At 59.4% G+C, this 21,007-nt stretch carries 17 protein-coding genes and 1 pseudogene; 13 read left to right on the forward strand and 5 right to left on the reverse strand.

Annotated elements, in window-relative coordinates:
* Nucleotides 1-69 precede the first annotated feature (69 nt).
* The gene (locus tag GSQ93_RS21115; protein WP_158937594.1) at nucleotides 70-474 is read right to left on the reverse strand and encodes a helix-turn-helix domain-containing protein; all 405 of its coding nucleotides are present in this window, start codon (nucleotides 472-474) and stop codon (nucleotides 70-72) included.
* A 611-nt stretch (nucleotides 475-1,085) separates the two neighbouring features.
* Between GSQ93_RS21115 and GSQ93_RS21120 the strand changes: the two genes are divergently transcribed.
* The 7 genes and pseudogenes from GSQ93_RS21120 to GSQ93_RS21150 all read left to right on the forward strand — a co-directional run bounded on the left by GSQ93_RS21120 (nucleotide 1,086) and on the right by GSQ93_RS21150 (nucleotide 7,297).
* Nucleotides 1,086-2,006, forward strand: a complete 921-nt coding sequence (locus GSQ93_RS21120) for a hypothetical protein (protein WP_254073972.1) — start codon at nucleotides 1,086-1,088, stop codon at nucleotides 2,004-2,006.
* Nucleotides 2,007-2,020: 14 nt separating this feature from the next.
* Nucleotides 2,021-3,427, forward strand: a complete 1,407-nt coding sequence (locus tag GSQ93_RS21125; protein WP_254073973.1) for a DUF1254 domain-containing protein — start codon at nucleotides 2,021-2,023, stop codon at nucleotides 3,425-3,427.
* 92 nt (nucleotides 3,428-3,519) lie between these two features.
* A pseudogene (locus GSQ93_RS21130) lies at nucleotides 3,520-3,932 on the forward strand (glycine zipper domain-containing protein).
* A gap of 33 nt (nucleotides 3,933-3,965) precedes the next feature.
* Nucleotides 3,966-4,940: a transporter gene (locus GSQ93_RS21135; RefSeq protein ID WP_158937595.1), complete on the forward strand. Its 975-nt coding sequence runs from the start codon at nucleotides 3,966-3,968 to the stop codon at nucleotides 4,938-4,940.
* Nucleotides 4,941-5,055: 115 nt separating this feature from the next.
* Complete coding sequence (locus tag GSQ93_RS21140; protein ID WP_158937596.1) at nucleotides 5,056-5,772, forward strand: DUF2092 domain-containing protein; 717 nt, start codon at nucleotides 5,056-5,058, stop codon at nucleotides 5,770-5,772.
* A complete protein-coding gene (locus GSQ93_RS21145) occupies nucleotides 5,769-6,491 on the forward strand; it encodes a hypothetical protein (protein WP_158937597.1) in 723 nt (240 codons plus the stop codon). The genes GSQ93_RS21140 and GSQ93_RS21145 overlap by 4 nt, the downstream gene beginning before the upstream one ends.
* A gap of 407 nt (nucleotides 6,492-6,898) precedes the next feature.
* Nucleotides 6,899-7,297, forward strand: coding sequence for a hypothetical protein (locus tag GSQ93_RS21150; RefSeq protein ID WP_158937706.1), 399 nt, complete (start codon nucleotides 6,899-6,901; stop codon nucleotides 7,295-7,297).
* Between the two features lie 255 nt (nucleotides 7,298-7,552).
* Here GSQ93_RS21150 and GSQ93_RS21155 read toward each other — a convergent pair whose 3' ends face one another.
* The 4 genes from GSQ93_RS21155 to GSQ93_RS21170 all read right to left on the reverse strand — a co-directional run bounded on the left by GSQ93_RS21155 (nucleotide 7,553) and on the right by GSQ93_RS21170 (nucleotide 14,423).
* Nucleotides 7,553-10,141 carry a fused MFS/spermidine synthase gene (locus GSQ93_RS21155; RefSeq protein ID WP_158937598.1) on the reverse strand — a complete coding sequence of 863 codons (2,589 nt, stop codon included), beginning with the start codon at nucleotides 10,139-10,141 and terminating at the stop codon, nucleotides 7,553-7,555.
* Between the two features lie 64 nt (nucleotides 10,142-10,205).
* The gene (locus GSQ93_RS21160; protein ID WP_158937599.1) at nucleotides 10,206-11,897 is read right to left on the reverse strand and encodes an arylsulfatase; all 1,692 of its coding nucleotides are present in this window, start codon (nucleotides 11,895-11,897) and stop codon (nucleotides 10,206-10,208) included.
* Nucleotides 11,898-12,031: 134 nt separating this feature from the next.
* Nucleotides 12,032-13,099, reverse strand: coding sequence for an HAD family phosphatase (locus GSQ93_RS21165; RefSeq protein ID WP_158937600.1), 1,068 nt, complete (start codon nucleotides 13,097-13,099; stop codon nucleotides 12,032-12,034).
* Nucleotides 13,100-13,169: 70 nt separating this feature from the next.
* Nucleotides 13,170-14,423 (reverse strand): formylglycine-generating enzyme family protein, encoded by a 1,254-nt coding sequence (locus tag GSQ93_RS21170; RefSeq protein ID WP_158937601.1) that lies wholly within the window; start codon nucleotides 14,421-14,423, stop codon nucleotides 13,170-13,172.
* A gap of 430 nt (nucleotides 14,424-14,853) precedes the next feature.
* Here GSQ93_RS21170 and GSQ93_RS21175 point away from each other — a divergent pair, with 430 nt between their 5' ends.
* The 6 genes from GSQ93_RS21175 to GSQ93_RS21200 form a co-directional block, all read left to right on the forward strand.
* Complete coding sequence (locus GSQ93_RS21175) at nucleotides 14,854-15,813, forward strand: MoxR family ATPase (RefSeq protein WP_158937602.1); 960 nt, start codon at nucleotides 14,854-14,856, stop codon at nucleotides 15,811-15,813.
* A gap of 35 nt (nucleotides 15,814-15,848) precedes the next feature.
* Nucleotides 15,849-16,811 carry a DUF58 domain-containing protein gene (locus tag GSQ93_RS21180; RefSeq protein ID WP_158937603.1) on the forward strand — a complete coding sequence of 321 codons (963 nt, stop codon included), beginning with the start codon at nucleotides 15,849-15,851 and terminating at the stop codon, nucleotides 16,809-16,811.
* The gene (locus GSQ93_RS21185; RefSeq protein WP_158937604.1) at nucleotides 16,808-17,335 is read left to right on the forward strand and encodes a DUF4381 domain-containing protein; all 528 of its coding nucleotides are present in this window, start codon (nucleotides 16,808-16,810) and stop codon (nucleotides 17,333-17,335) included. The genes GSQ93_RS21180 and GSQ93_RS21185 overlap by 4 nt, the downstream gene beginning before the upstream one ends.
* Nucleotides 17,322-18,362, forward strand: a complete 1,041-nt coding sequence (locus GSQ93_RS21190; RefSeq protein WP_158937605.1) for a VWA domain-containing protein — start codon at nucleotides 17,322-17,324, stop codon at nucleotides 18,360-18,362. Before GSQ93_RS21185 ends, GSQ93_RS21190 begins: the two co-directional genes overlap by 14 nt.
* Nucleotides 18,352-19,941, forward strand: coding sequence for a VWA domain-containing protein (locus GSQ93_RS21195; RefSeq protein ID WP_158937606.1), 1,590 nt, complete (start codon nucleotides 18,352-18,354; stop codon nucleotides 19,939-19,941). The genes GSQ93_RS21190 and GSQ93_RS21195 overlap by 11 nt, the downstream gene beginning before the upstream one ends.
* Nucleotides 19,938-21,007, forward strand: a 1,070-nt coding sequence (locus GSQ93_RS21200) for a BatD family protein (protein WP_158937707.1), incomplete at its 3' end; no start/stop codon positions are given. The genes GSQ93_RS21195 and GSQ93_RS21200, both read left to right, overlap by 4 nt.

A 21,007-nucleotide genomic window follows, 5' to 3' on the forward strand; every position in this document is an offset into this window, starting at 1 on the left:
GTTGCGATGTTGATGGATGCGGATGACCGGCGAAACGCCGGGGTGTGATGCCTGTGCCTGCGTACGTGATTACCTGCGCGACTTGGACAGCAAGTGGCCCAGCCCGAGGTTGGTCGCTATCTGCCAGATGTACACGCGGGAGTAACGGACGCCGTATCTCGACTCGATCAATGCCCGCAATCGCGCATTGGTCCACGCCTCACTGTCGAAACCATGATCCCTGGCTGAACTGTGAAGCGCCGCGGATATCCACTCGAGGGCTTGCTGATCCAGTACGGAAGAACGTCCGCCCACGCCCAACTGTTTCAACGCGTCCAGGCCACCGGCGTCAATCAGCGCCTTATAGCGTTTCACTGTCGCCATCGACAGATGAAGGCGCTCGGCAACGTCATCCAGCGACGCCCCGTCGAGCAGCATCTGTCCCGCCGTCATTCGGCGTACGACGCTTGGAAGGTTCTCGGGCTGAGAAAGCATCTGTGCACTCGTCCTTGTCTCATCAGGAATGCACGGCAGTCCGTCGCCGCTCGTTTTTAACTCCGGCTCGCCAGGGCGGCCAGATCTCTGTTTTGAAACACTCCGGCCCTCTGTTTCGATTTTCAAAAGAACATAAATATCCGGGGACATCCGTCAGGCGAATAACTATTAACGCAGTTAATTACGCTGTTGCGCCAGCCGTCGGAATAGCGTTCCCGGAGGTTAAGTTCATTACCAATATCTGTTTTTTTCAGATTTGGGGTCGCTTTTGTACAAAATTTCTTACTTGAAATTTACTGGAATCTTGTCTAACGCGCGTGATGACCTATCTGCCCTGACGAACGTTTGCTAACGTTTTTATGAAACGTATCGGGCCGATTGAATGTGGCCTGCGTCAGTTACAAAATAATATTGGCAAACCGTAAAACGTTTGCTAGCATCCGTAACAAATGTAATCCTGCTTTCGCACTGCGCAAAGCAGATCCGCACGGGACACACGTGCCCTGTTATGTCTCTGAGAGGACTAACGTATGGCTATTTCTCGTTCCACGCAGTTCGTTTAAACCATATCGTCCTTCCGCTTTTATCGCGGAAAACCGATTTATAGAATCATGGAAAACCGCTTCCCGGCATGCCAGGAAGCGGTTCCGTTCGTGTGCCCGAAAAGCGTTATTTTAATAACGCTGAAGGGTTATCTGCATCTTGTGAAATTAACGTTGGAAAGATCCATGAGCAGCTATAGGCGGTTATTCGTCCGAAGATCGCTGTCTGGCTTGATTATTGCGGCCTGGGCGAATCTGGCGTTCGCGCAGAGCGCCGCAGATGAGGCTAATAAAAGCAATAATCCGCTGAATCTGGCTGCTTCATTCAATATTCAAAATTACTACACGCCCAGCGTATTCGGTACGAGTTCTCACACTAATGATTTGTTGCTGCGCCCGACTATTCCAATTGGGCCGAACGGCGTGATAGGCGTACCGCAAATCTTTCGCGGAACCTTGCCTGTCAGTACCCGCCCTGATCCCAATGGCGGATACAACACGGGATTGGGCGATCTCAACCTTTTCGATATCTTCTTGCTCTCTCAGGAAGGCGTTCAGATAGGCGTCGGACCGCTGATTACCCTGCCGACCGCCACCGACCCAAGTTTGGGGACGGGTAAGTGGCAAGCCGGTCTGGCGGCAGTCGCGGTGAGTGCGACCAAAGAACGGTTGCTGGGCGCGCTGGTGCAGTGGCAGCACTCGTTTGCCGGGCAGGATAGTCGCCCGGCTGTTCAGTCGCTGACGGCCCAGCCTTTCGGTATCTTTAACTTGCCGGGTGGCTGGTATATACGCTCGACCGGCACCTGGACGTTCGACCTGCAGCAAGGGAGCTATTACATCCCCGTCGGCCTGGGCGGCGGCAAAGCATGGAAAAGTGGTTCGACCATTTACAACGCGTACATAGAGCCGCAGTATTCGGTCGCACATTCAGGGCGCGGTGTTCCGCAATTCACCATTTTTGCCGGCTTGAACATGACGTTCGGCAAATGACTGACGGTGCTTCCATGAAACTTAGATATCTCGTTAAATTCGGAATACTAATGATTACGGTGGTGCTTGCTGGTATTTCACCTGCAACCGCGCAGCAGGAGTCGGGCAGCGTGACGCCTCAGGAAACGGAGGCTATCGCCAAGGAGGCATTCATTTATGCCTACCCTATGTTGTTCAACTACAAGACGCTTTACCAGCAGACGCAGGACAGGAACTCAAAGGCGTATATCGGCGGATTCGGTAAATTTCGCCATTATTCGCAAGTGTACGGGCCTGACAACAAGGAAATAGTCACGCCAAACAACGACACCCCGTATTCGTGGGCATGGCTGGATCTGCGCCGTGAGCCCTGGGTATTGTCGGTTCCGAAACTTCCCGACGATCGCTATTACGTGTTTCAGTGGATTGACCTGTACACCTACAATTTTGCTTACGTCGGCTCTCGCGCGACCGGCAACGGCGTTGGCCACTACTTGCTGGCAGGTCCAGGCTGGAGCGGATCGACGCCGCCGGGTATCGACAAGGTCTTCAAGTCGGAGACCGATCTCATTCTGACGCTTGGCCGTACCGCGCTCAATGGTCCCTCCGATGTCGGTCACGTCGTTCGCATACAGGATCAGTACGGCCTGACGCCGCTCTCAAGCTTCGAACACACCACGCCGCCGCCGGCTGTCGCAAGCGTGACCTTTCCCAAGTGGAACGAGGCGAGGGCGACCTCGATCGACTTCATTGGTTACCTGAATTTTCTATTGCAATTCACGCAGCCGCCCAATCCGTCCGAGGCCGATCTCATGCAGCGTTTTGCCAAGATCGGGATTGCGCCGGGCAAGCCGTTCGAGGCTAGCAAGCTTGATCCGGCAACCCGCGAAGCACTGGAACGCGGTGTGACCGATGGCAAGCAGGCGTTGGCCGCTACCGAGAAATCGACAACCGGTTCCTTCGGTCTCTTCGGTTCGCGCGACGACTTGAAGAACGACTACATGACGCGTGCGGTCGCGGCCGCAATGGGTATCTACGGCAATACGAAGGAAGAAGCGGTGTATGTCGGGTATCACGTCGATGCGGACAACAAGCAACTCGTAGGAACGCAGCCCTACGTTCTGCACTTCGACAAGAAAGACCTTCCGCCTGCCAAGTTCTTCTGGTCAATGACGCTGTACGACCTGCCGGGACGCCACCTTGTCGCGAACCCGATCGATCGTTATTCGATCGGCGATCGCACGAAACACCTGAAGTATGGCGCCGATGGCTCGCTCGATATTTACGTCCAGCATGAATCGCCGGGCAAGGGAAAAGAAGCGAACTGGCTGCCGGCGCCCACGGGTGCCTACACGCTGATCACGCGCATCTACGGGCCGAACGCCGCAGTGCTGGATGGAACATGGCAACTCGTGAAGCCGAAGAAAGCAGGTGGAGGTTAACATCGAGTCGATCGAGATTCGGTGGAAGATAAGTTTTACTAATCGATATTGAGGGTGGCATGAAGGGAATTTTATTGACTGCAGTGATTGCCATGACGGGCAGCACTGCGTTTGCAGCCAAGCCTGCTGTGTATCCGGCGCATGGGCAAAGCGCCAGCAAGCAGTCGCAGGATGACGGCGCGTGCTACGCGTGGGCCAAGCAAAACACGGGCATCGATCCCGCGGTCGTTGCCGGCACGCCGCCGCCGCCTCAGGGACCCACGGGCGCGCGAGTAGGCGGCGCGGCGCAGCGGCCGGCGCGCTCATTGGCGACGTGAACCACAACGACCCGGGACACGGCGCGGCCGTTGGTGCGACCGCTGGGGCAGTAGTAGGCGGCGCACGTAGCCGTCGGCAACATGCCGCCCAGGCGCAGAACGCACAAGCTAACCAGCAAGCTGAGATGAACACGTACTGGCGTGCCTACGGCGCATGCATGCAGGGGCGGGGATACACCGTCCAGTAATTGACCGCGAAACCACTTAGCGAAGGAGCCAGTATGGACACGTACAACAAGCAGGCCGGTGCGCGCAAGAGCGTGCGCCGGGAGCTGACGGCGGTCGCGTTAGCCAGTGTTGTGCTCGGCATTCCAACTGTTGCCCGAGCGACAGAAGGGGGTATCGGGCGACCGGTAACCGGTATGCAGGTCATGCCTTATGCCGGCATCGTGCCGCCCACGTCGGACTGGATCTTTTCCGTCTCGACCATCTATTACGAAGGATCGTTCGGGAAAAGTAAATCAATCCCAATCGCGGGGACGGTTACTGCTGGTCTCAATTTCCACGTCTCATACACCATCCTTAACGCGGTCAAGACGTGGGGTATCACAGCCGGGGGATGGAACTTTGCATCGTCGTTCGGCGTGCCATTTCAATACACGTCGGTGTCGTCGTTCAATGGCCGGCTGCCAAACGATAAGGCCACGCAATTCGCGGATATTTTCTTTACGCCGGTCGTGGCTGGATACCACCTGACCAAGACTGACCATATTGCGTTGAGCGTCCAGATGTATGCACCCACCGGCGCTTACAGCACCAGCCGTCTTGCCAACGCCGGACAGAACACGTGGACGTTCATTCCGACTGTCGCGTACACGAAGCTCCTGCCTGAACATAACGTCGAACTGTCAGCGAACTACGGTGTCGAGTTCTATACGGCTAACGACCAGACGCACTACCACAACGCCCCGATCAGCGTGCTCGACCTGCTTGCGCTGAAGCGCTTCACGGGAGGATGGGGTGTGGGTGTGGTCGGCGGCTGGATTCAGCAGCTCGGCGATGACACCGGCGGCATCGCCAACTTGACAGGTGGCACCAGTGGTCATTCCTTGGGGATCGGTCCAACGGCGACGTGGTCAGGGAAGCTGAGCAGCACGCCGGTGTCGGCATCGCTGCGATGGGTCAATGAATTTGCAGTGAGTAACCGCCCGAAGGGAAATGCGGTCGAACTTTCAATCAGCGCCACTTTCCAATAAAGGGGGCGACGTGCCAAGACACTATCACCGACCAATACGCGGCGTGCTTATCGCGTTGGGCATCAGCGCGGTCAATGCATTCGCGCAAACAAGCCCCGACCCGGCGAGCGCTGCAGTGGCCACATCCGCAGCGACTGCTGCGCAACCCGAGCGCCAGCAGCAGGCGCTAGATGCGTTGTCGTCCATGGGACGCTATCTGCGCTCGCTGAGCCGCCTCGACGTGACCGCGTCGACCGCGACCGATGCCGTTCTCGATAGTGGACAGACCGTCGCGTTTCTTCATGAAACAGACCTGAAGGTGGAGCGGCCGAATCGCATGAGGGCGGATATCACCGGAAGTCGCGGCGACAAAGGGCTGATCTACGACGGCAGGACATTCACCATCTTCAATACGTCCGAGGGCTACTACTCGAAGAACCCTGCGCCGGCCACGATCGACCTGCTGGTTCGCGAGTTGTCGACCGTGTACAACATTGATACCCCGCTCGCGGATTTGTTTTACTGGGGCGACGGCAAGGTCGATGACGCGGCGTTGACGTCAGCGCTTTTCATCGGGCTGGAGCGCGTGGATACGCGCTGGTGCAATCACTACGCGTATCAGCAGCAGGGCGCCGACTGGGAGCTCTGGATTCAGAGCGGAACACGCCCGTTGCCGTGCCGCATGGAGATTGTCGATACAACCCAGGACGCACGTCCACGACACGTCGTGACTTATCACTGGAAACTCAATCCCGATTTTTCTGCGTCGACCTTTACTTTCCGGCCCGCGGCGAATGCAAAAGCGATCGAACTGAAGCCTGCTACGCATACGCCGTATGAGGAGAGCGAATGATGTCACGCACAAAACAACTGGCGGCTGCGGGTATTGCCGGCGTCTTTCTGGCGACGTCGTTGAGCGTTCACGCGTTTGGTTTCCGCGGGGGCGCACGCACGAGTATCCACGCACCGCCAGGAGGCGGTTTTCATGGCGGCGGCGGGGGTGGCGGTGGTGGCGGTTTTCACCCCGGTGGTCCGGGCGGCGGCCAACAGATGGGTGCGCATCCCGGCGGTGTGGGCCATAGCAGTAACGGTGGCGGTGGCGGAGGTCACAGCGGTGGCGGAAGCAACGGCGGTGGCAGTCATAACGGTGGTGGCAGCAACGGTGGAGGCGATCACAACGGCGGTGGCAGCAACGGCGGGGGCGATCACAACAACGGTGGTGGCAATCACAACGGTGGCGGTAACAACGGCGGAGGCGACGACCACCACAACGGCGGTGGCGACGACCACCATGACGACGGTCACCACGACGACGGCCATCACGATGATGATCATCACCACGACGATGATCACTATCACGACGGCGGTTGGTACGCGAACCCGGTGGCAGTGGGCGTAGCGGTTGGCGTGACGACTGCCGTGGTGGTCGGCGCGACGGTTGCATCGTTGCCGCCGAGCTGTTCGAGCATCGTGGTGAACGGCCTTGCTTACCAGCATTGCGGGCCGAACTGGTATCAGCCGCAATACGTTGGAACTCAAGTGCAGTACGTCGTTGTTACGGCGCCCAGATGATGGGTGTCGATAGCCCAGCCGGTTCTTTCATTACTCGAGACCGGTTGGGCGAAATGCGAGAGATCATTGCTGATCGTCCGTAGTGCGATGCTTTTATAAGTTCGTACGCTGATCCGCTCGATCAAGCTCGATCACTGGACGCTTACGCAACGTTTTTTTCGAATTCGCAATAGTCAGCAGCGTGTCGGCCTGGAAATTCGTTCCTCGATGCAACGCACGGAGTTCGGCCCGATCGCCTCGACAGGTCATCGAATTTCCCTACTGGAAAAACGGGCTGAAAAGATGGCGCGATCGTGGATCAGGAGACACGCGTAAATTTTTTACTCAACCGCACGGGCCTGGCGGAACGCAATTCACGTTCAAGCCGGTCGTGCATGGCGATGATTGTTGTTCAACCGGAGACTCGTATGGACCCGAATCCGCTGCCCCTTGTCATCCGAGCACTTGAACGGGCCGCGCTGCAAAGTACGGTATTACCGTATAAACGTTTTCATGTCCTGTTTGAGCGCACGGTCCCGTTGACCCGGCGATACGAGGTGCTCGACGCCGCTCTGCGGGAACTCAACGATGGGCCCGATATTGATTACGGTGTGCTGCTTGCATGCGACAACGGCCTGCCCGGGCCGGATTTCTTCCGCCGCTATCAGAAGCATCGATGGGACAAGTATGTCGCAGCGATGGGCGACCCGCGGTTCAAAAGCGCGACCTTGAAAGGCAAGCGCGAACTGGTTGCCGCTGAGCGCGCGAAAGTCCATTTACATGCTCTGCATGCGCGTCATCAGGAGCGTGACCGCGAGTGCGCATGACCGCCATGCGTTCGATTCATTGGAGGGGAAACCGGTCGCATTACCCAGCACGTTGTCTTGGAGCATCGGAGCACGTATATGGATTCCTGACGAGAACGAACACGAACGCGCCCGCCCAGTAGTTTTGATGGTCGGCCCGGAGCTCGCGCGCGGGCCCGGCCGACACCTGCACGCGAGCGTTCGTCCATTCAACTGGCAGCGGGACGCAAGCTTCATCGCAAGACTCAAGCAAAGTCCACTCCCTCGCGGTAGTGCTCAACCACCCACACCGACAAACCACCGGTAATACGGATTGCTTTCGTCGTCGCGCATGACCCGGCGTATATTTTCCTGCCACGCATCGCGATCCCCGCGATAAGCCGCGAGCCCCGCATCGTAGAAAGCCTGCAATGTGGTGCGTTCGGTTTGCACGGAGTCCAGGAACGCGTTATCCGCGCCCTGTAGCGGGGGCTCGCTGCGCAACGCCAGCAACTGGGCCAATACCTTGGGGAAGTCGGCGCTGCGCACCCACGCAGCGTATTCAATGCCGGGCCGGTCATCCGTTACGGGTTGCGCATCGGCGGCGTAGTACTCGAGGCCGGCGCGATCCGTTATCCATGTCGCAAGCAGTGCCGCCGGAGATGCAATACCCACCTCGCGCAACGCCGCAGCAACACCCGGTTGCGAGAAGCGTTCGCGAATACGCGGCACGTCGAGCTCAATCGGTTCCATTGAACCTACCAGCATCATTTCGTGCAGCTCGGTGGTCCACATCGTGGCGTAGGGAAACACTTGGACGAAGCTCTTGATCAACGCACGCGTGTCTTCCTCATTTTGCGTCGGCAGGGGCAACCATTGCGCAACAAGCCCACCCGCTTGCAGGCGCGACGCCGCCAATCGATAAAAATCCGACGAGTACAAGTTGACGACACCCGCGGCCGATGGCGGCGGTGGTTCCAGCGTGATCAGGTCGTAGCGCTGCGAGTCGCGCAGTAGTTCGCGCCGCCCGTCGTGCAGCCGGATCTCCATGCGCGGGTCCGTGCTCACACCATAGTTACCCTTGAATTGCGGCACTGCACGCACCACAGCCGGAAGCAATTCGGCAACCACCCGGTGTTCGAGACCGGGATAAGGCAACAATGCGCCGCCCGTAATGCCCGTCCCCATGCCGATCACGAGCGCCGAGCGCGGCGTGCCGCGATGAATGATCAGCGGCAGCATGGCTTGCAAGCGCATGTATCGTAGCGACGTCATGGCATCGCCGGAATTGGATACGCCCTGAATGTACAGGCGTTTAAAGCGATTTTCGCCTGACCTTTGCGCGACGACCGCAACGGTTCCCCCTTCGCTTTCCGCATAGAAGGTCAGGTCACCGCCACGGGCTTGGGTGAGCATCGTGGCGAGCCGGTCTGAAGGCGTGAACACCGCAGCGCATAGCGCGCATGCGGCGAGCGCAAGGACGCACCCGCGCGCGAATAAACGGGCGCCGGAACCGCGAAAGACTGCGATCAATCCGACTACGCTCGCCGAAAGGGCCAGTGCCGCAAGCGCATGAACGATGCCTAGCTTTGGCACCAGGACGAAGCCGGCGAGCATCGTGCCCACAATGCCGCCCGCTGTGTTCATCGCGATGACGATCCCGACATCGCGTCCTACACGGCTGCTGTTCACGCCAAGACGGATCGCGAAGGGGAACGCAGCACCCAGCAACAAGGTCGGCACGAAGACGATGCAGAGACCTGCCAGCGTGAAGCGCGCGCACATGGCAGCGAACATGTTTCCTGTAGCCGCGAAGACTGCGCTGGCTACCCGTGCCTGTCCTTGCAACAACCATTCGCCGAGGAAGCTGATCTCGAGCAGCGCAACGAGACCTGCCGCTGCGATCAGCAGCGCGAACGCTCCCCAAGGATCGCGTGCGCGGTCGACATGACGCGACACCAATGCGCTGCCAAGCACGAGACCGCACAGGTAGGTGGCCAGCACGATCGAGAAGGCGAAGCTTCGGGTGCTGATGAACTGGACGATAGCTTGCGACCACACGACCTCGTAGCCCAGTGCGATGCCCCCGGCGAGCGCATACAGCACGAGGGCGAGGCGGGCGCGATCCGTAGCCGGAGCCGCTGAAGGTGGCGCGGCCGTGACCACAACTGGCGCATGCACGCGGCGGTTGAGAAGCAGCGCGGTCAACGCCGCAGCAGCATTCAGCGCGGCGGCGGCGAAGGCACTGCCCAACACACCGAGCGCGGGAATCAGTACAAACGGAACGACTAGCGTTCCGGCGATCGCACCAGCGGTATTGGCCGCATACAAACGACCGCCGGCCCGGCCGATATGCATGGATAACGGCGCGACTGCGCGCATCAGGACCGGCAGCGTACCGCCCATCAGGACGGCGGGAATGCCGACGAGCGCGAAGGGCAGCAACCAGGCCAGCGCACCGACATGATCTTGTAGCGCCGCGAACGGCTGAGCTGAGTGGGCGAGGCCGAGCGTTGCGCCGACGGCCAATATCGACACACCGATTTCCATGCTTGCATAGACGCGCAGCGGATGGTGCTGGCGGTCGGCGAGCCGGCCGAATATCCATCCACCCAACGCGAGACCCGCAAAAAAGGCGCTGACGCCTGTGGTGACCGCCAGTACTTCGGCGCCGACCACGAGTGTGAGTTGCTTGATCCACAGGACCTGATAGATCAGCGATGCCGCACCCGATGCCAGCAGAAGCAATGCCGCCCATGCGGCGTGCAAACCCGGCGCATCAGGCACGGCCGGTTGCGTGCGCTCATGCGTGCGGGTCTCACGTTGCGTACGCTCGCGTTTTTCGCGATGCGTCGCCTTGGCACGAGTAGCGAGCGTCTGGGTCATGGGTTCATCGAAAATGAAGCCGCGTCCGCCGGCTCTGAAACCGGCGGACGCGGCAGGGGACGGCTTACTCCAGCCCGCGCTTCTTGAACGACTCGTCGATCTTCTTGTCCACTTGCCGCCGGACGCCATCGACGCTGAAGCTCGCCGGTCTCTGGCTAGGCGGATAGGCGACGAAGGTCTGGAGGAAGGTCGATGCCTTCATGGTCGCGATGCCGGTCAGATAAGCGTTCTTGGCCAGCCAGTCGTTGTACTGATCCGACGTAATGTCCGCTCGTTCGTACGGGTCCATGCGCAAGTTGAAGATCTTCGGCAAACGCAGACAGACGAACGGGTCTTGCCAGATGTTCAGGTTCCCCGGCGCGCGCTGCTCGCAGAAGACTGCCTTCCAGGCCATGTTGTCCTGCTCCCATCGCATGGCGACCAACTGACCGTCGTCGTCGAAGTAATAGAACTCCGTGCGCGCGCTCTTGGGCGCCTTGCCTGTCAGATACGGTAGCTGGTTGTAGCCGTCGAGGTGATCCTTGAAACTGGTGCCACCTGCTTTCGGCGCCCATCCCTTGAGCAGCCTGTCCTTTACGCCGCCGTCACCTGCTGCGGCGAGCAGCGTCGGGAACCAGTCAAGCCCGGAGAACAGTTCGTTCGATACCTCGCCCGGCTTGATCACGCCCGGCCAGCGGATCATCGCCGGGACACGGAACGCGCCTTCCCAGTTGGAGTCCTTCTCGCTGCGGAACGGTGTCATGGCGGCATCGGGCCAGGAGAACATGTTCGGCCCATTGTCAGTCGTATAGACCACGATGGTGTTCTTCGCAATCTTCAAGTCGTCGAGCAGCTTGAGCAACTTGCCGACGTCCTGATCGTGCTCCCACATGCCATCGGCGTATTCATTGCCGGGCATGCCGCTCTTGCCTTTGAACTCGGGCCGCACGTGCGTGTACACATGCATGCGCGTGAAGTTCATCCAGACGAAGAAGGGTGTGCCGGCCTTGGCTTGTTTGGTGATGAAGTCGGCCGCCTTGGCGCCGGTTTCATCGTCGATGGTTTCCATCCGCTTCGCATTGAGCGGACCGGTATCTTCCACCTTGCCGTCGGCCGTGCTGTGAATGACGCCTCGTGGAGAAAAGTTCTTCACGTAAGGGTTATTCTTGTCTTGCGGCCAGTACGGGCGGTCGGGCTCTTCCTCGGCATTCAGGTGATAGAGGTTGCCGAAGAACTCGTCGAAACCATGATTGGTCGGCAGGTATTCGTTCCGGTCGCCGAGGTGGTTCTTGCCGAACTGACCGGTTGCATAACCAAGGGGTTTGAGCGCCTGCGCAATGGTCATGTCACCTTTTTGCAGACCGACGGGCGCACCCGGCGCGCCCACCTTGGATAGCCCCGTGCGCAGCGGCACCTGACCGGTGATGAACGACGAGCGGCCAGCGGTACAGCTATTTTCCGCGTAGTAGTCCGTGAACATCATCCCTTGTGCCGCAATACTGTCAATATTCGGTGTCTTGTAGCCCACCACGCCGTGCGCGTAAGCACTGATGTTCGACTGGCCGATGTCATCGCCGAAAATCACAAGGATGTTCGGCTTGGCGCTATTTTGATTAGCGGGTTTGGCCGCGCTCGTTGCTGCGGGCGTAGCGGGTTTAACCGCACCTTGCGTTTGAGCCGGTGCATTGGTCGGCGGGATGATCAAAGCGCAAATCACAGCGAAGGCTATAAGCGACGCCCCCGCTGCGTAGCGCCCTTTCTTGAACAAAGGTCTCATCGTGTTGCTCCAATGACGTTGATTCCAGTCTCCGCACTACCCTGTCGGGGCAATGCGGATTGGCTTGCTCGAACCGCAAGTACTTTGCGAATCGATGTTTCTCTCGTGCTGCTTGTTTGCCGCTTATTCGTCCGCTACGGCTTTGAAACGGGATAGATCGTTTGCCAGTCGTCTTTCATGCTCACCACGGTCCATCCATCGGCAACTGCTTCGTCCCAGGCTTTATCCAGCTTTCCTACCTTCGATTGCCGGTCGTAGGCGAACTCCCGCGCGGCGTCGTCGTGATGGACCAGCAGCGCGAGATGCGGACTACTGCCTGAGGCTGTGTACTGCAGCATCTGCAAATCGCCGTCCGAATTGCCGAACGCGAGAATCGGCTTGCGCCCAATGTTCCGATAGATGCCAACAGGCTTGCCCGGACCGTCATCAACGAAATCGATCTTGGGCAAACGTATAAGCGTCGGCTGACCATCGCGCAGTTCGTACCGGACAAGCTGGCTCGAACCAATCACCTGCTCGGGCGGAATGCCGTAGACCTTCCCGGCCCACGGACGCATGAATTCGATCGTGCCTCCCGAAACGATGAACGTCTTGAACCCGTTTGCGCGTAGATAAGCGAGCAGTTCCAGTTGCGGCTGATACACAAGCTCGGTGTACGGCCGTTTGAATTTGGGGTGTCGTGCTGTCGCCAGCCAGTCTCGGATGGTCTTGTCGTATTCGTCGACGCTCATGCCGCTGTTCGCAACCGCGACCAGTTGCAGCAACTCCTTTTCGTGACTGGCAAGGGTGGGATAGTCGTGGGCAAGCAGCGCCTTGAAGGCGGGATTACTCTTCCATTCCGGATGGCTGGGCGCCGCAGCCTTGACTTGATCGAGCATGAAGAGGAACTGGAAATACAGCGGCTGCTCGCTCCACAACGTGCCGTCGTTATCGAACACGGCAATACGCTCGGCCGGCGCGACGAAGCTCGGCGACCCCTCGCGCGTGACGTCGCCGACGAACTTCGTGATCGTCTGCTTCGCGGTTCCATCGCGCCAGGACGGCAAGGCGTCGGCCGTGGCTGGCGACACCGGCTGCGTTGCGTTGGTGCTGCCCGCGCTGTCTACACCGACACAGCCTGCAAGCGACACGGCAACCAGCGCGGCGCCCAGGAGAGCGGAGGCGCGACATAACCAGTCGCGTCGTCGGTGGTAAAGCTGCATCAGGACTCCCTTGCAAGTGACGCCATTCGATGATCAAAACCAGTGAGTGCGGGACGTGGGGAACGTGAGCTTATTTGGCCGGGACGTCGGCGCGTGCAAACTGTTGCCGCTGATGCGAGTCCGCCCACGTACTCTCGTCCATCACGAGCCTGAAGCCGAGATGCGACATGCTGTTATAGGGGTCCGTACCGCGCCGCGCACTGGGCCGGTAGCTCAGGCAATAAGCCTCGTTGCAGAGAAACGAGCCGCCGCGTGTCACACGCTTGGGCGCCTGCACGGGCACACCCGCGCTTGCGTCTGCCGGGTCCCAGGAATCCTTGGGGCCCGCCGGGTTGTCGATCACGTTTCCTGTGGAAGCCTCGCGTCTGAACTGATCCGCGCGATACCAGTCGGCCGTCCACTGCCACGCGTTGCCGGTCATATCCGACAGCCCGTAACCGTTGGCCGGGAACGTTCCGACCGGGCTGGTCCCGAGCGCCCCGCCGGCCTTCGGGTTTACCACCGGAAACGACTGGAGCTGCTGGCCTTGCCAGACATTGGCCATCTGCTTGCCGTCCGGCGCGAACTGATTACCCCATGCATAGGTGGCTTGATCGAGGCCGCCCCGCGCCGCGAATTCCCATTCCGCTTCGGTCGGCAGCCGCTTGCCCGCCCACTTTGCGTAGGCCTGCGCGTCCTCATACGAGACCTGCACAACCGGGTGGTCGTCTCTGCCGGTTATGTTGCTGTCCGGACCGGTAGGATGGCGCCAGTCCGCTCCAGGCACGTAACGCCACCAGCGTGAATAGTCTTCCAGCGGTACCGGTTGAGTCGTCCCTACGAAAACCATCGCGCCCGCCACCATCGCGCTGTCGGGCGGTTGCGGCGTGCCAGGCGGAAGCTGGACTTTCAGTGACTCCCAGTCCGGTTTTTTCTCGGCAGTTGTTACGTAGCCGGTGGCTGCCACGAACCTGGCGAATTCAGCATTGGTTACGTGGTGACGGTCCATCCAGAAGCCGTGCACGCGGACCTTGTGCGCAGGACGCTCATTGGCCTGAGCCTGCTTGGAGTCGCTTCCCATTTCAAACTGCCCGGCCGGTACCCAGGCCATGTCGAGCGGGCCCCGCGTGCCGTCGCCGTAGACGATCTGCGGATGCGGCGCGGCACGGGACGTAACCGCCAAGCTGACCGCAGCGCCGACAGCAGCCGGCAGGATCACCAGCAGCGCGCCCCAAAGCAGCAGCTTGCGATAAGGTTTCGCGCGTGCTTTAGCGTCTGTCGGCGTGCTGGATGGGGTTTCGTTCGTCTCACCCGCTTTGGGCGATAACCGTTTTTGTACACTCATGGCCTGTTACCTCACGCCGGTCAGGGCATCGTGCATGGACTCTTGATAAATTCATCTCTCGCTGCGCCAAGAGAAAATAAGTATGACTAAACACTGTCGTTATATGTGCGCAGTTGTATCTATCGCTATTCCAGTGATCTGCTCGATAGCGTCCGGACGCAAACAGCTACCCCGCGGCGTGTTTTTTCACGCGCACATGGGTCGCACCATTGCGTCTTACAAACGCGTAACTTGGCTTTCGATAGTAGTCACCAATCTCATATTTGTTAAAAGCAGGCAACAACTTTTCCACGCCTTTTTCATGATTTTTTAAGAGGTACTGAATCTTTGACGAACGGCGTGGTGTGCTTTAACGTCTGCGCGAAGGTCTCAGTGAAACAGCGTCAGTGCCCGCGTACCCAATAATGAAACGGTTAACGGATCGGTACCCATGCGTGAAACTATCCTTCGCTTTGAAGCCAGCGTCGATGAAGCAATCGTCGGTCAGGAAGCCGTTGTCCGGCAGGTGTTGATAGCGCTTCTGGCGGACGGCCATGTACTGCTCGAGAGCCTGCCGGGGCTTGCAAAGACACGCACCGTCAAAGCCATTGCTACGCGGCTGGCGGCAACCATGAGCCGCATTCAGTTCACGCCCGACCTCCTGCCTTCCGACATCACGGGTGCGGAAACGCTGCTGCAGTCCGGCACGGAGCGAACGCTGACATTCCAGCCGGGCCCCATTTTCGGCAACCTGATTCTCGCGGACGAGATTAATCGCGCGCCCGCCAAGGTTCAGTCCGCATTGCTCGAAGCCATGGAAGAACGGCAGATTTCCGTCGCCGGAAAAACGCACAAGATGCCGGATTTGTTCCTGGTGATGGCCACGCAAAATCCGATTGAACAGGAAGGGACGTATCCCTTGCCGGAAGCGCAAATGGACCGGTTTCTTTTCAAGGTCCTGATTACTTATCCGTCGCCGGAAAGCGAGCGCGAGATGTTGCGATTGCTTAGACGTGAAAGCAACGACGCGCCTCAAGTGACCGATGCCCTGTCTCAGGATGTCATTTTCGCCGTGCGCCAGGCGGTGCGGCAGATCACGGTGGCGCCGGCTATCGACGAATATATTGTCTCGCTGGTCAATGCAACGCGGCATGGTGGCGAACTCGACGCGGACCTCGGCAAGTGGGTCGAAATTGGTGCGAGTCCGCGTGGCGCGATCGGGCTCGACCGTGCGAGCCGTGTGCAGGCGTGGCTTCAGGACCGCAGTTTCGTGACGCCCGACGACGTGCGGGCCGTCATCCATCCGGTGCTGCGGCATCGGCTGATACTTTCATACGATGCCAACGCGGACAACGTCAGCGCGGACCATGTGATCGACCGCCTGATTGAGAAAGTTGCCGTGCCGGCTTAGCGCAGGAGTCGCGCTCACACGCTAGAGGACGATCAATGGCCGTGGCATCCGAAGCTGCTATTGGCCGCGTGTATGTCGACGCGGCACATCTCGCGAAGCTCGAATTTCGTGCGCGCGGATTGAGCTTCGTCGCGCCTGCGCCGTTATCCAGCATCTTGTCGGGCAACCACGCGTCGCGGTTGCGCGGCCGTGGCCTTAACTTCGAAGAGATTCGCAGCTACCTTCCCGGCGATGATATTCGTCACATCGACTGGAAGGTTTCGTTGCGTCTCGGCAAACCGCAGATTCGCGCTTACACCGAAGAGCGGGACCGGCCGCTTCTTGTGGTTGTCGATCAGCGCATGAGCATGTTTTTCGGGTCGAGCCGTGCGTTCAAGTCGGTAGTGGCGGCGGAGGCCGCAGCGCTCGCGGTATGGATGGGATTCGCCGCCGGTGATCGCGTGGGCGGCGTGATCTTCGATGACGACCACGTCGTCCGCGTAAGGCCATTGCGTAGCCGCAGCCGGATCAAGGTGCTGTTCGGTGCAATCGCGGGGATGAACAGAACGTTGCATGCCGAGAGCGCGTCCAGAACGAACTACGGTCAGCTCGATACCGCGCTTCAAGGCGTGCTGCAGCTTGCGGGACATGACTACCTTATTTGTATCGTGAGCGATTTTGCGGGTGCGAGCGAACGTACTCGCAAGCTGTTGCGCCAGCTATCGAAACACAATGACGTTATCGCCGCGATGGTCTTCGATCCCCTCTGGCAGCGCATGCCCGAGCGCCGCGCGCTGGTGGTCAGCGAAGGGCGTCTTCAAGTGGAACTGCGCATTGAGCAGGAGAAGGTCCGAGCGCCGCTTGCAAGCATGTTCAAAGGCCGCACCGCAGAGGTGGCGGATCTGCTGCGATCGAGTGGTGTGCCGCTGATGGCGTTATCGACCGATGAACCCACCGTGGATCAGGTTCGACGTCTGTTCGGTGAACGCGTCAGGCCGACCACGGGCAGCGGCTTATGAATGCGTCGCCCTTAACCTCGCTAACGCCCGCCGATACGCCTGCGGCACTCAAGCCGCTGCAGGAGTTGCCGCTGCCCGAGCCGGTGTCCTGGGCGCCTCAAACCATCGGATGGGCGGCGGTTTCGGTCTTGCTGATAGTGGCCGCGCTTTGGGCCGCCTGGATGGGTTGGCGTCGTTATAAGCGGGAGCATTACCGGCGAGTGGCGCTGGCGGAGTTGGCGGACATCGAGGTGGCTCTAAGCGATGCGCAACGGCGCACGGTCGCGCTCGCCGCCATCCCGTCGCTCATCAAACGCACTTCGCTCGCTGCCGCTCCGCGCGAACGTGTCGCGCCGCTGTCCGGTGATGAATGGCTCGCGTTTCTCAAGCGCACGCGAGGACGATTCGACGAACGCAGCGGCGCCCTCCTGACACTCGTGAGCTACGCACCCGCTGAACAGATCGCCTCGATAACACCGCTCGAAGTCGAGACCCTGGTGAGCGTCACCCGCGACTGGATCCAGCGCCATCATGTGGAAATTTGACTTCCCGTGGATGTTCCTGCTGCTGCCCTTGCCGGTCTTCGTGTGGTGGCTGGCACCCGCATGGCGCGCAACTACATCGGCGATCCGCATGCCGTTTTTCCACGAGATGGCGCAAGCGGCCGGCGAGCAACCGGCGCCCGGCGGCGTCCGTTTGCGCCGCAACGTAGTGCAACGGTTGATGATGCCGCTGCTATGGATCTTGCTCGTGATTGCCGCTGCGAAACCTGTGTTCGTCGAGCCGCCTGTCACGCGCGATGAACCCGCTCGCGACCTCATGCTGGCGATCGACCTGTCTGAATCGATGAGCACGCGCGACTTCGTGAATCCGCAAACCGGCGAGCGCATGGACCGGCTGACTGCAGTCAAACAGGTGGTCAGGGACTTCGTGGCGAAGCGCAAAGGGGATCGCATTGGAGTGGTGGTGTTTGGCGAGGCGGCTTATCCACAAGCGCCTTTAACGCTCGATTACGACAGCGTGCTTCTGCTTTTAGATCAGATGCAGATCGGCATGGCGGGTCCGCGTACGGCAATAGGCGACGCTATCGGCCTGACTGTAAAGCTGATGGAGAATTCGCCGGCACAGGAGAAGGTGTTAATCCTGTTGACCGATGGCAACGACACGAGCAGCGCCATCCCACCCGAGCGTGCCGCCGACATAGCGAAGAACAACAAGCTGGTGATACATACGGTCGGTATCGGCGACCCGAGTGCGACGGGCGAGGACAAGGTCGACCTGGACGCGTTGCAGCGAATCTCCGATATAACAGGCGGTCGCGCATTCCACGCGCTAGGCAACCCGCAAGAACTCGCGGACGTCTACACGACGCTCGACAAGATGACGCCCGAGAAAGTGAAGCGGGAAATTTATCGGCCGCAACGCGATTTCTTCTGGATACCGCTGGCTCTCGCGCTGTCGATCCTGACGCTATATCACTGTCTTGCATTAGCGATTGCCGCGCTTCGTGCACCGGGACGAAAGCAAGGGCCAAAGACCATGGAGATTGACGGAGCGAGCCATGGAAATTGACCTGACCGCCTTTCATTTCCTGCGGCCTCTATGGTTATGGTTGCTCGTCCCCGCTGCCCTGTTGCCCGTAATCTGGTTTCGACGTAACAGTGTCCGGGCTCGGTGGCGCAACATCATCGACCCTCTGTTGCTTGAACATCTGATAGTCGGCGATACAGCAGGCCGACGCATTCAACCGGCCCATACGCTGGCAGTGCTTATCGCCATGGGAGCGATTGCGGTTGCGGGTCCAACCTGGCAACAGGAGCGTCCCCCGTTTAACCAGGACAAGGCGCCGCTCGTGATCGTCCTTGAACTCGCCCATTCAATGGACGCAACCGATGTCGCGCCCACGCGTCTTGAGCGCGCCAAACAAAAGGTGCTGGACCTGGCGGCCGCGCGCAAAGGAGCGCGAACCGGGCTCGTGGTGTTCGCTTCTACAGGGCATCTCGTTGTGCCGCCCACTGAAGACCCAGCCATGATCGAGCTGTACTTGCCAGCGCTTGCACCCTCGTTGATGCCGCGCGACGGCAAGAACGTGAATGCAGGTCTCGACATTGCCGAGAAGCTTCTGGCGAAAGATCCCGTGGCCGGGACCATCGTTTTTATCAGCGATGGATTCGACCAGAACCAGACGGACGCGTTCGTCCTGAAGGCTAAACAATCTCATCATCAACTGCTGTGGCTTGCGGTTGGCACGGAGAACGGCGGAGCGATTCTCGGTCCGAATGGAACCATTGCGATGGACGATGAAGGCCATCCGCTGATGGGCACTTTCGACGCCGATGGAATACGCAAGGTCGCGCAAGATGCCGGTATTCCGCTTGCCAGCGTGCGTGCAGATAACGATGACGTCGCGTGGGTGCAACGCCGCGCCCAGACCTGGCTGGCAGAAGTGGATGAATCGAAACGTGCGCCTCGCTGGAAGGAGGCGGGCTACTGGCTGGTGCTGCCGCTACTGGTGCTTGGGCTTTGGAGTTTCCGCAAGGGCTGGACCGTGAAGTGGCTGCCTGTCGTGCTGATCGCGCTGGCTTTTAGCGCGACGCCTCGCGACGCGCACGCCGCTTCATGGAACTGGCTGGACTTGTTTGCCACACACGATCAGCAAGGCCGCTGGCAGTTCGAGCGTGGTGACTTCAACGCAGCGGCGCAACGTTTCGATGACCCGCTTTGGAAAGGTCGCACGTTATACCTTGCCGGAGATTATGCGGGCGCGCTGGAAGCATTCTCGCGACTAAAGACTGCTCAGGCTTATTTCTACATGGGCAACACGCTGGCGCATCTTGAAGACTACCCGTCCGCCATCAAGGCTTTCAACAATGCTTTAGCGCTTCAACCCGGATTGCGCCAAGCAGCCGTGAACCGCGACCTGATGAAGAAGCTAATAGCGCAGCCTAAGCAGGAACCTCAAAAGGACGAAGAGGACGAAGAATCGGACGAAGTGAAAATTGAAAAGAAGAAGGGCAAGGTCGAACAAAGTACGATCATCATGGAGCCGTCCGAGGACGTATGGATGCGCAACCTGAGCACGTCGCCGGCTGCATTTTTACATCGTCGATTCGAGCAGGAGTCGGACCAAAATAGTACGGGTACGCCATGAACGTACGCGGGTTTATCTTTTTTATTCTTACGTTTTTTCTATCCGGCTTAGCGGCGGCTCAAAGCGCGCCGCAGCTATTGGTGCGCGCGCGTATCGAACCGTCCGGGACGGTTGTAGCGGGAAGCGAAGTCAAGCTCATTGTCGATTGCCTGACGACAACCTGGTTCACCGATGCGCCGAACTGGCCGCTATTTACGGTGCCGGGTGCAATTGTCAATCTGCCGGACGAGCAAGCCGAAAATCTGCATGAAGTCATTAACGGGGTGAGTTGGTATGGCGTGAGCAGGGCGTATCGAGTCATCCCTCAGACGGCCGGCACACTCGACATACCCTCGTTCGCGATCACGGTGTACCCAGGCGGCACGAATGTCCCGGCGATCTTAACGACCCCGGCGCTACGACTCGTTGCTACGGTTCCCGCCGGCGCAGAAGGTATGAGGGTTTTCTTTCCGACGCAAAAACTGAGCGCCACGCAAGCGATAGAACCCTCGCCAGATGATCTTAAAGTGGGCGGAGCATTGACTCGCACCATTACACAGAACGCGACCGGAACCGAGTCCATGTTGATTCCGCCGGTCAAGTTCGGCGATGTCGATGGCCTTAAGCGCTACCCGAAACCGGCCGCGACGAAGAACATCATGCAGGACCGGGCAGGATTGGTCGCGGGCGAACGCACGGACACAGTGACCTACGTCGTCAATCGCAGCGGCAGATTCAAACTTCCACCGGTGACCATTGAATGGTGGAATACGACCACGCAAAAACGAGAAAAGATCGTGTTGCCTGCCGTGAGTTTTTCGGCGGCTGCTGTCAGGGAAAAGCCGCTCTTCGATATTCCCCTCGATGCATTGTCCAAGGGCGGGGCACATCGGATCATTGTTATCGACCGGTCGCGAGCGCTGATCGTCTGCGCGGTTTTGGCTCTCATGCTTGCGATGGTTTGGGCGTATCCAAGGCTGCTCGCTAGCTACAAGCTCGCTAAGCGCGCTTTGGTTACGGCACGGAATTGTTACGCGGAAGGAGAAGCGCCGGCGTGGCGGGTTTTGCGTGCCGCCGCGCGCAAGGG

Source organism: Burkholderia sp. S171, assembly GCF_009766085.1.
In the GTDB taxonomy this organism is placed as follows: Bacteria; Pseudomonadota; Gammaproteobacteria; order Burkholderiales; family Burkholderiaceae; genus Caballeronia.

What these genes read in the sequence shown, in the direction of transcription:
- GSQ93_RS21115 (WP_158937594.1), bottom strand. Translation starts at nt 474, where the DNA reads ATGCTTTCTCAGCCCGAGAACCTTCCAAGCGTCGTACGCCGAATGACG.
- GSQ93_RS21120 (WP_254073972.1), top strand. Translation starts at nt 1,086, where the DNA reads ATGGAAAACCGCTTCCCGGCATGCCAGGAAGCGGTTCCGTTCGTGTGC.
- GSQ93_RS21125 (WP_254073973.1), top strand. Translation starts at nt 2,021, where the DNA reads ATGAAACTTAGATATCTCGTTAAATTCGGAATACTAATGATTACGGTG.
- GSQ93_RS21135 (WP_158937595.1), top strand. Translation starts at nt 3,966, where the DNA reads ATGGACACGTACAACAAGCAGGCCGGTGCGCGCAAGAGCGTGCGCCGG.
- GSQ93_RS21145 (WP_158937597.1), top strand. Translation starts at nt 5,769, where the DNA reads ATGATGTCACGCACAAAACAACTGGCGGCTGCGGGTATTGCCGGCGTC.
- GSQ93_RS21150 (WP_158937706.1), top strand. Translation starts at nt 6,899, where the DNA reads ATGGACCCGAATCCGCTGCCCCTTGTCATCCGAGCACTTGAACGGGCC.
- GSQ93_RS21155 (WP_158937598.1), bottom strand. Translation starts at nt 10,141, where the DNA reads ATGACCCAGACGCTCGCTACTCGTGCCAAGGCGACGCATCGCGAAAAA.
- GSQ93_RS21160 (WP_158937599.1), bottom strand. Translation starts at nt 11,897, where the DNA reads ATGAGACCTTTGTTCAAGAAAGGGCGCTACGCAGCGGGGGCGTCGCTT.
- GSQ93_RS21165 (WP_158937600.1), bottom strand. Translation starts at nt 13,099, where the DNA reads ATGCAGCTTTACCACCGACGACGCGACTGGTTATGTCGCGCCTCCGCT.
- GSQ93_RS21170 (WP_158937601.1), bottom strand. Translation starts at nt 14,423, where the DNA reads ATGAGTGTACAAAAACGGTTATCGCCCAAAGCGGGTGAGACGAACGAA.
- GSQ93_RS21175 (WP_158937602.1), top strand. Translation starts at nt 14,854, where the DNA reads ATGCGTGAAACTATCCTTCGCTTTGAAGCCAGCGTCGATGAAGCAATC.
- GSQ93_RS21180 (WP_158937603.1), top strand. Translation starts at nt 15,849, where the DNA reads ATGGCCGTGGCATCCGAAGCTGCTATTGGCCGCGTGTATGTCGACGCG.
- GSQ93_RS21185 (WP_158937604.1), top strand. Translation starts at nt 16,808, where the DNA reads ATGAATGCGTCGCCCTTAACCTCGCTAACGCCCGCCGATACGCCTGCG.
- GSQ93_RS21190 (WP_158937605.1), top strand. Translation starts at nt 17,322, where the DNA reads ATGTGGAAATTTGACTTCCCGTGGATGTTCCTGCTGCTGCCCTTGCCG.
- GSQ93_RS21195 (WP_158937606.1), top strand. Translation starts at nt 18,352, where the DNA reads ATGGAAATTGACCTGACCGCCTTTCATTTCCTGCGGCCTCTATGGTTA.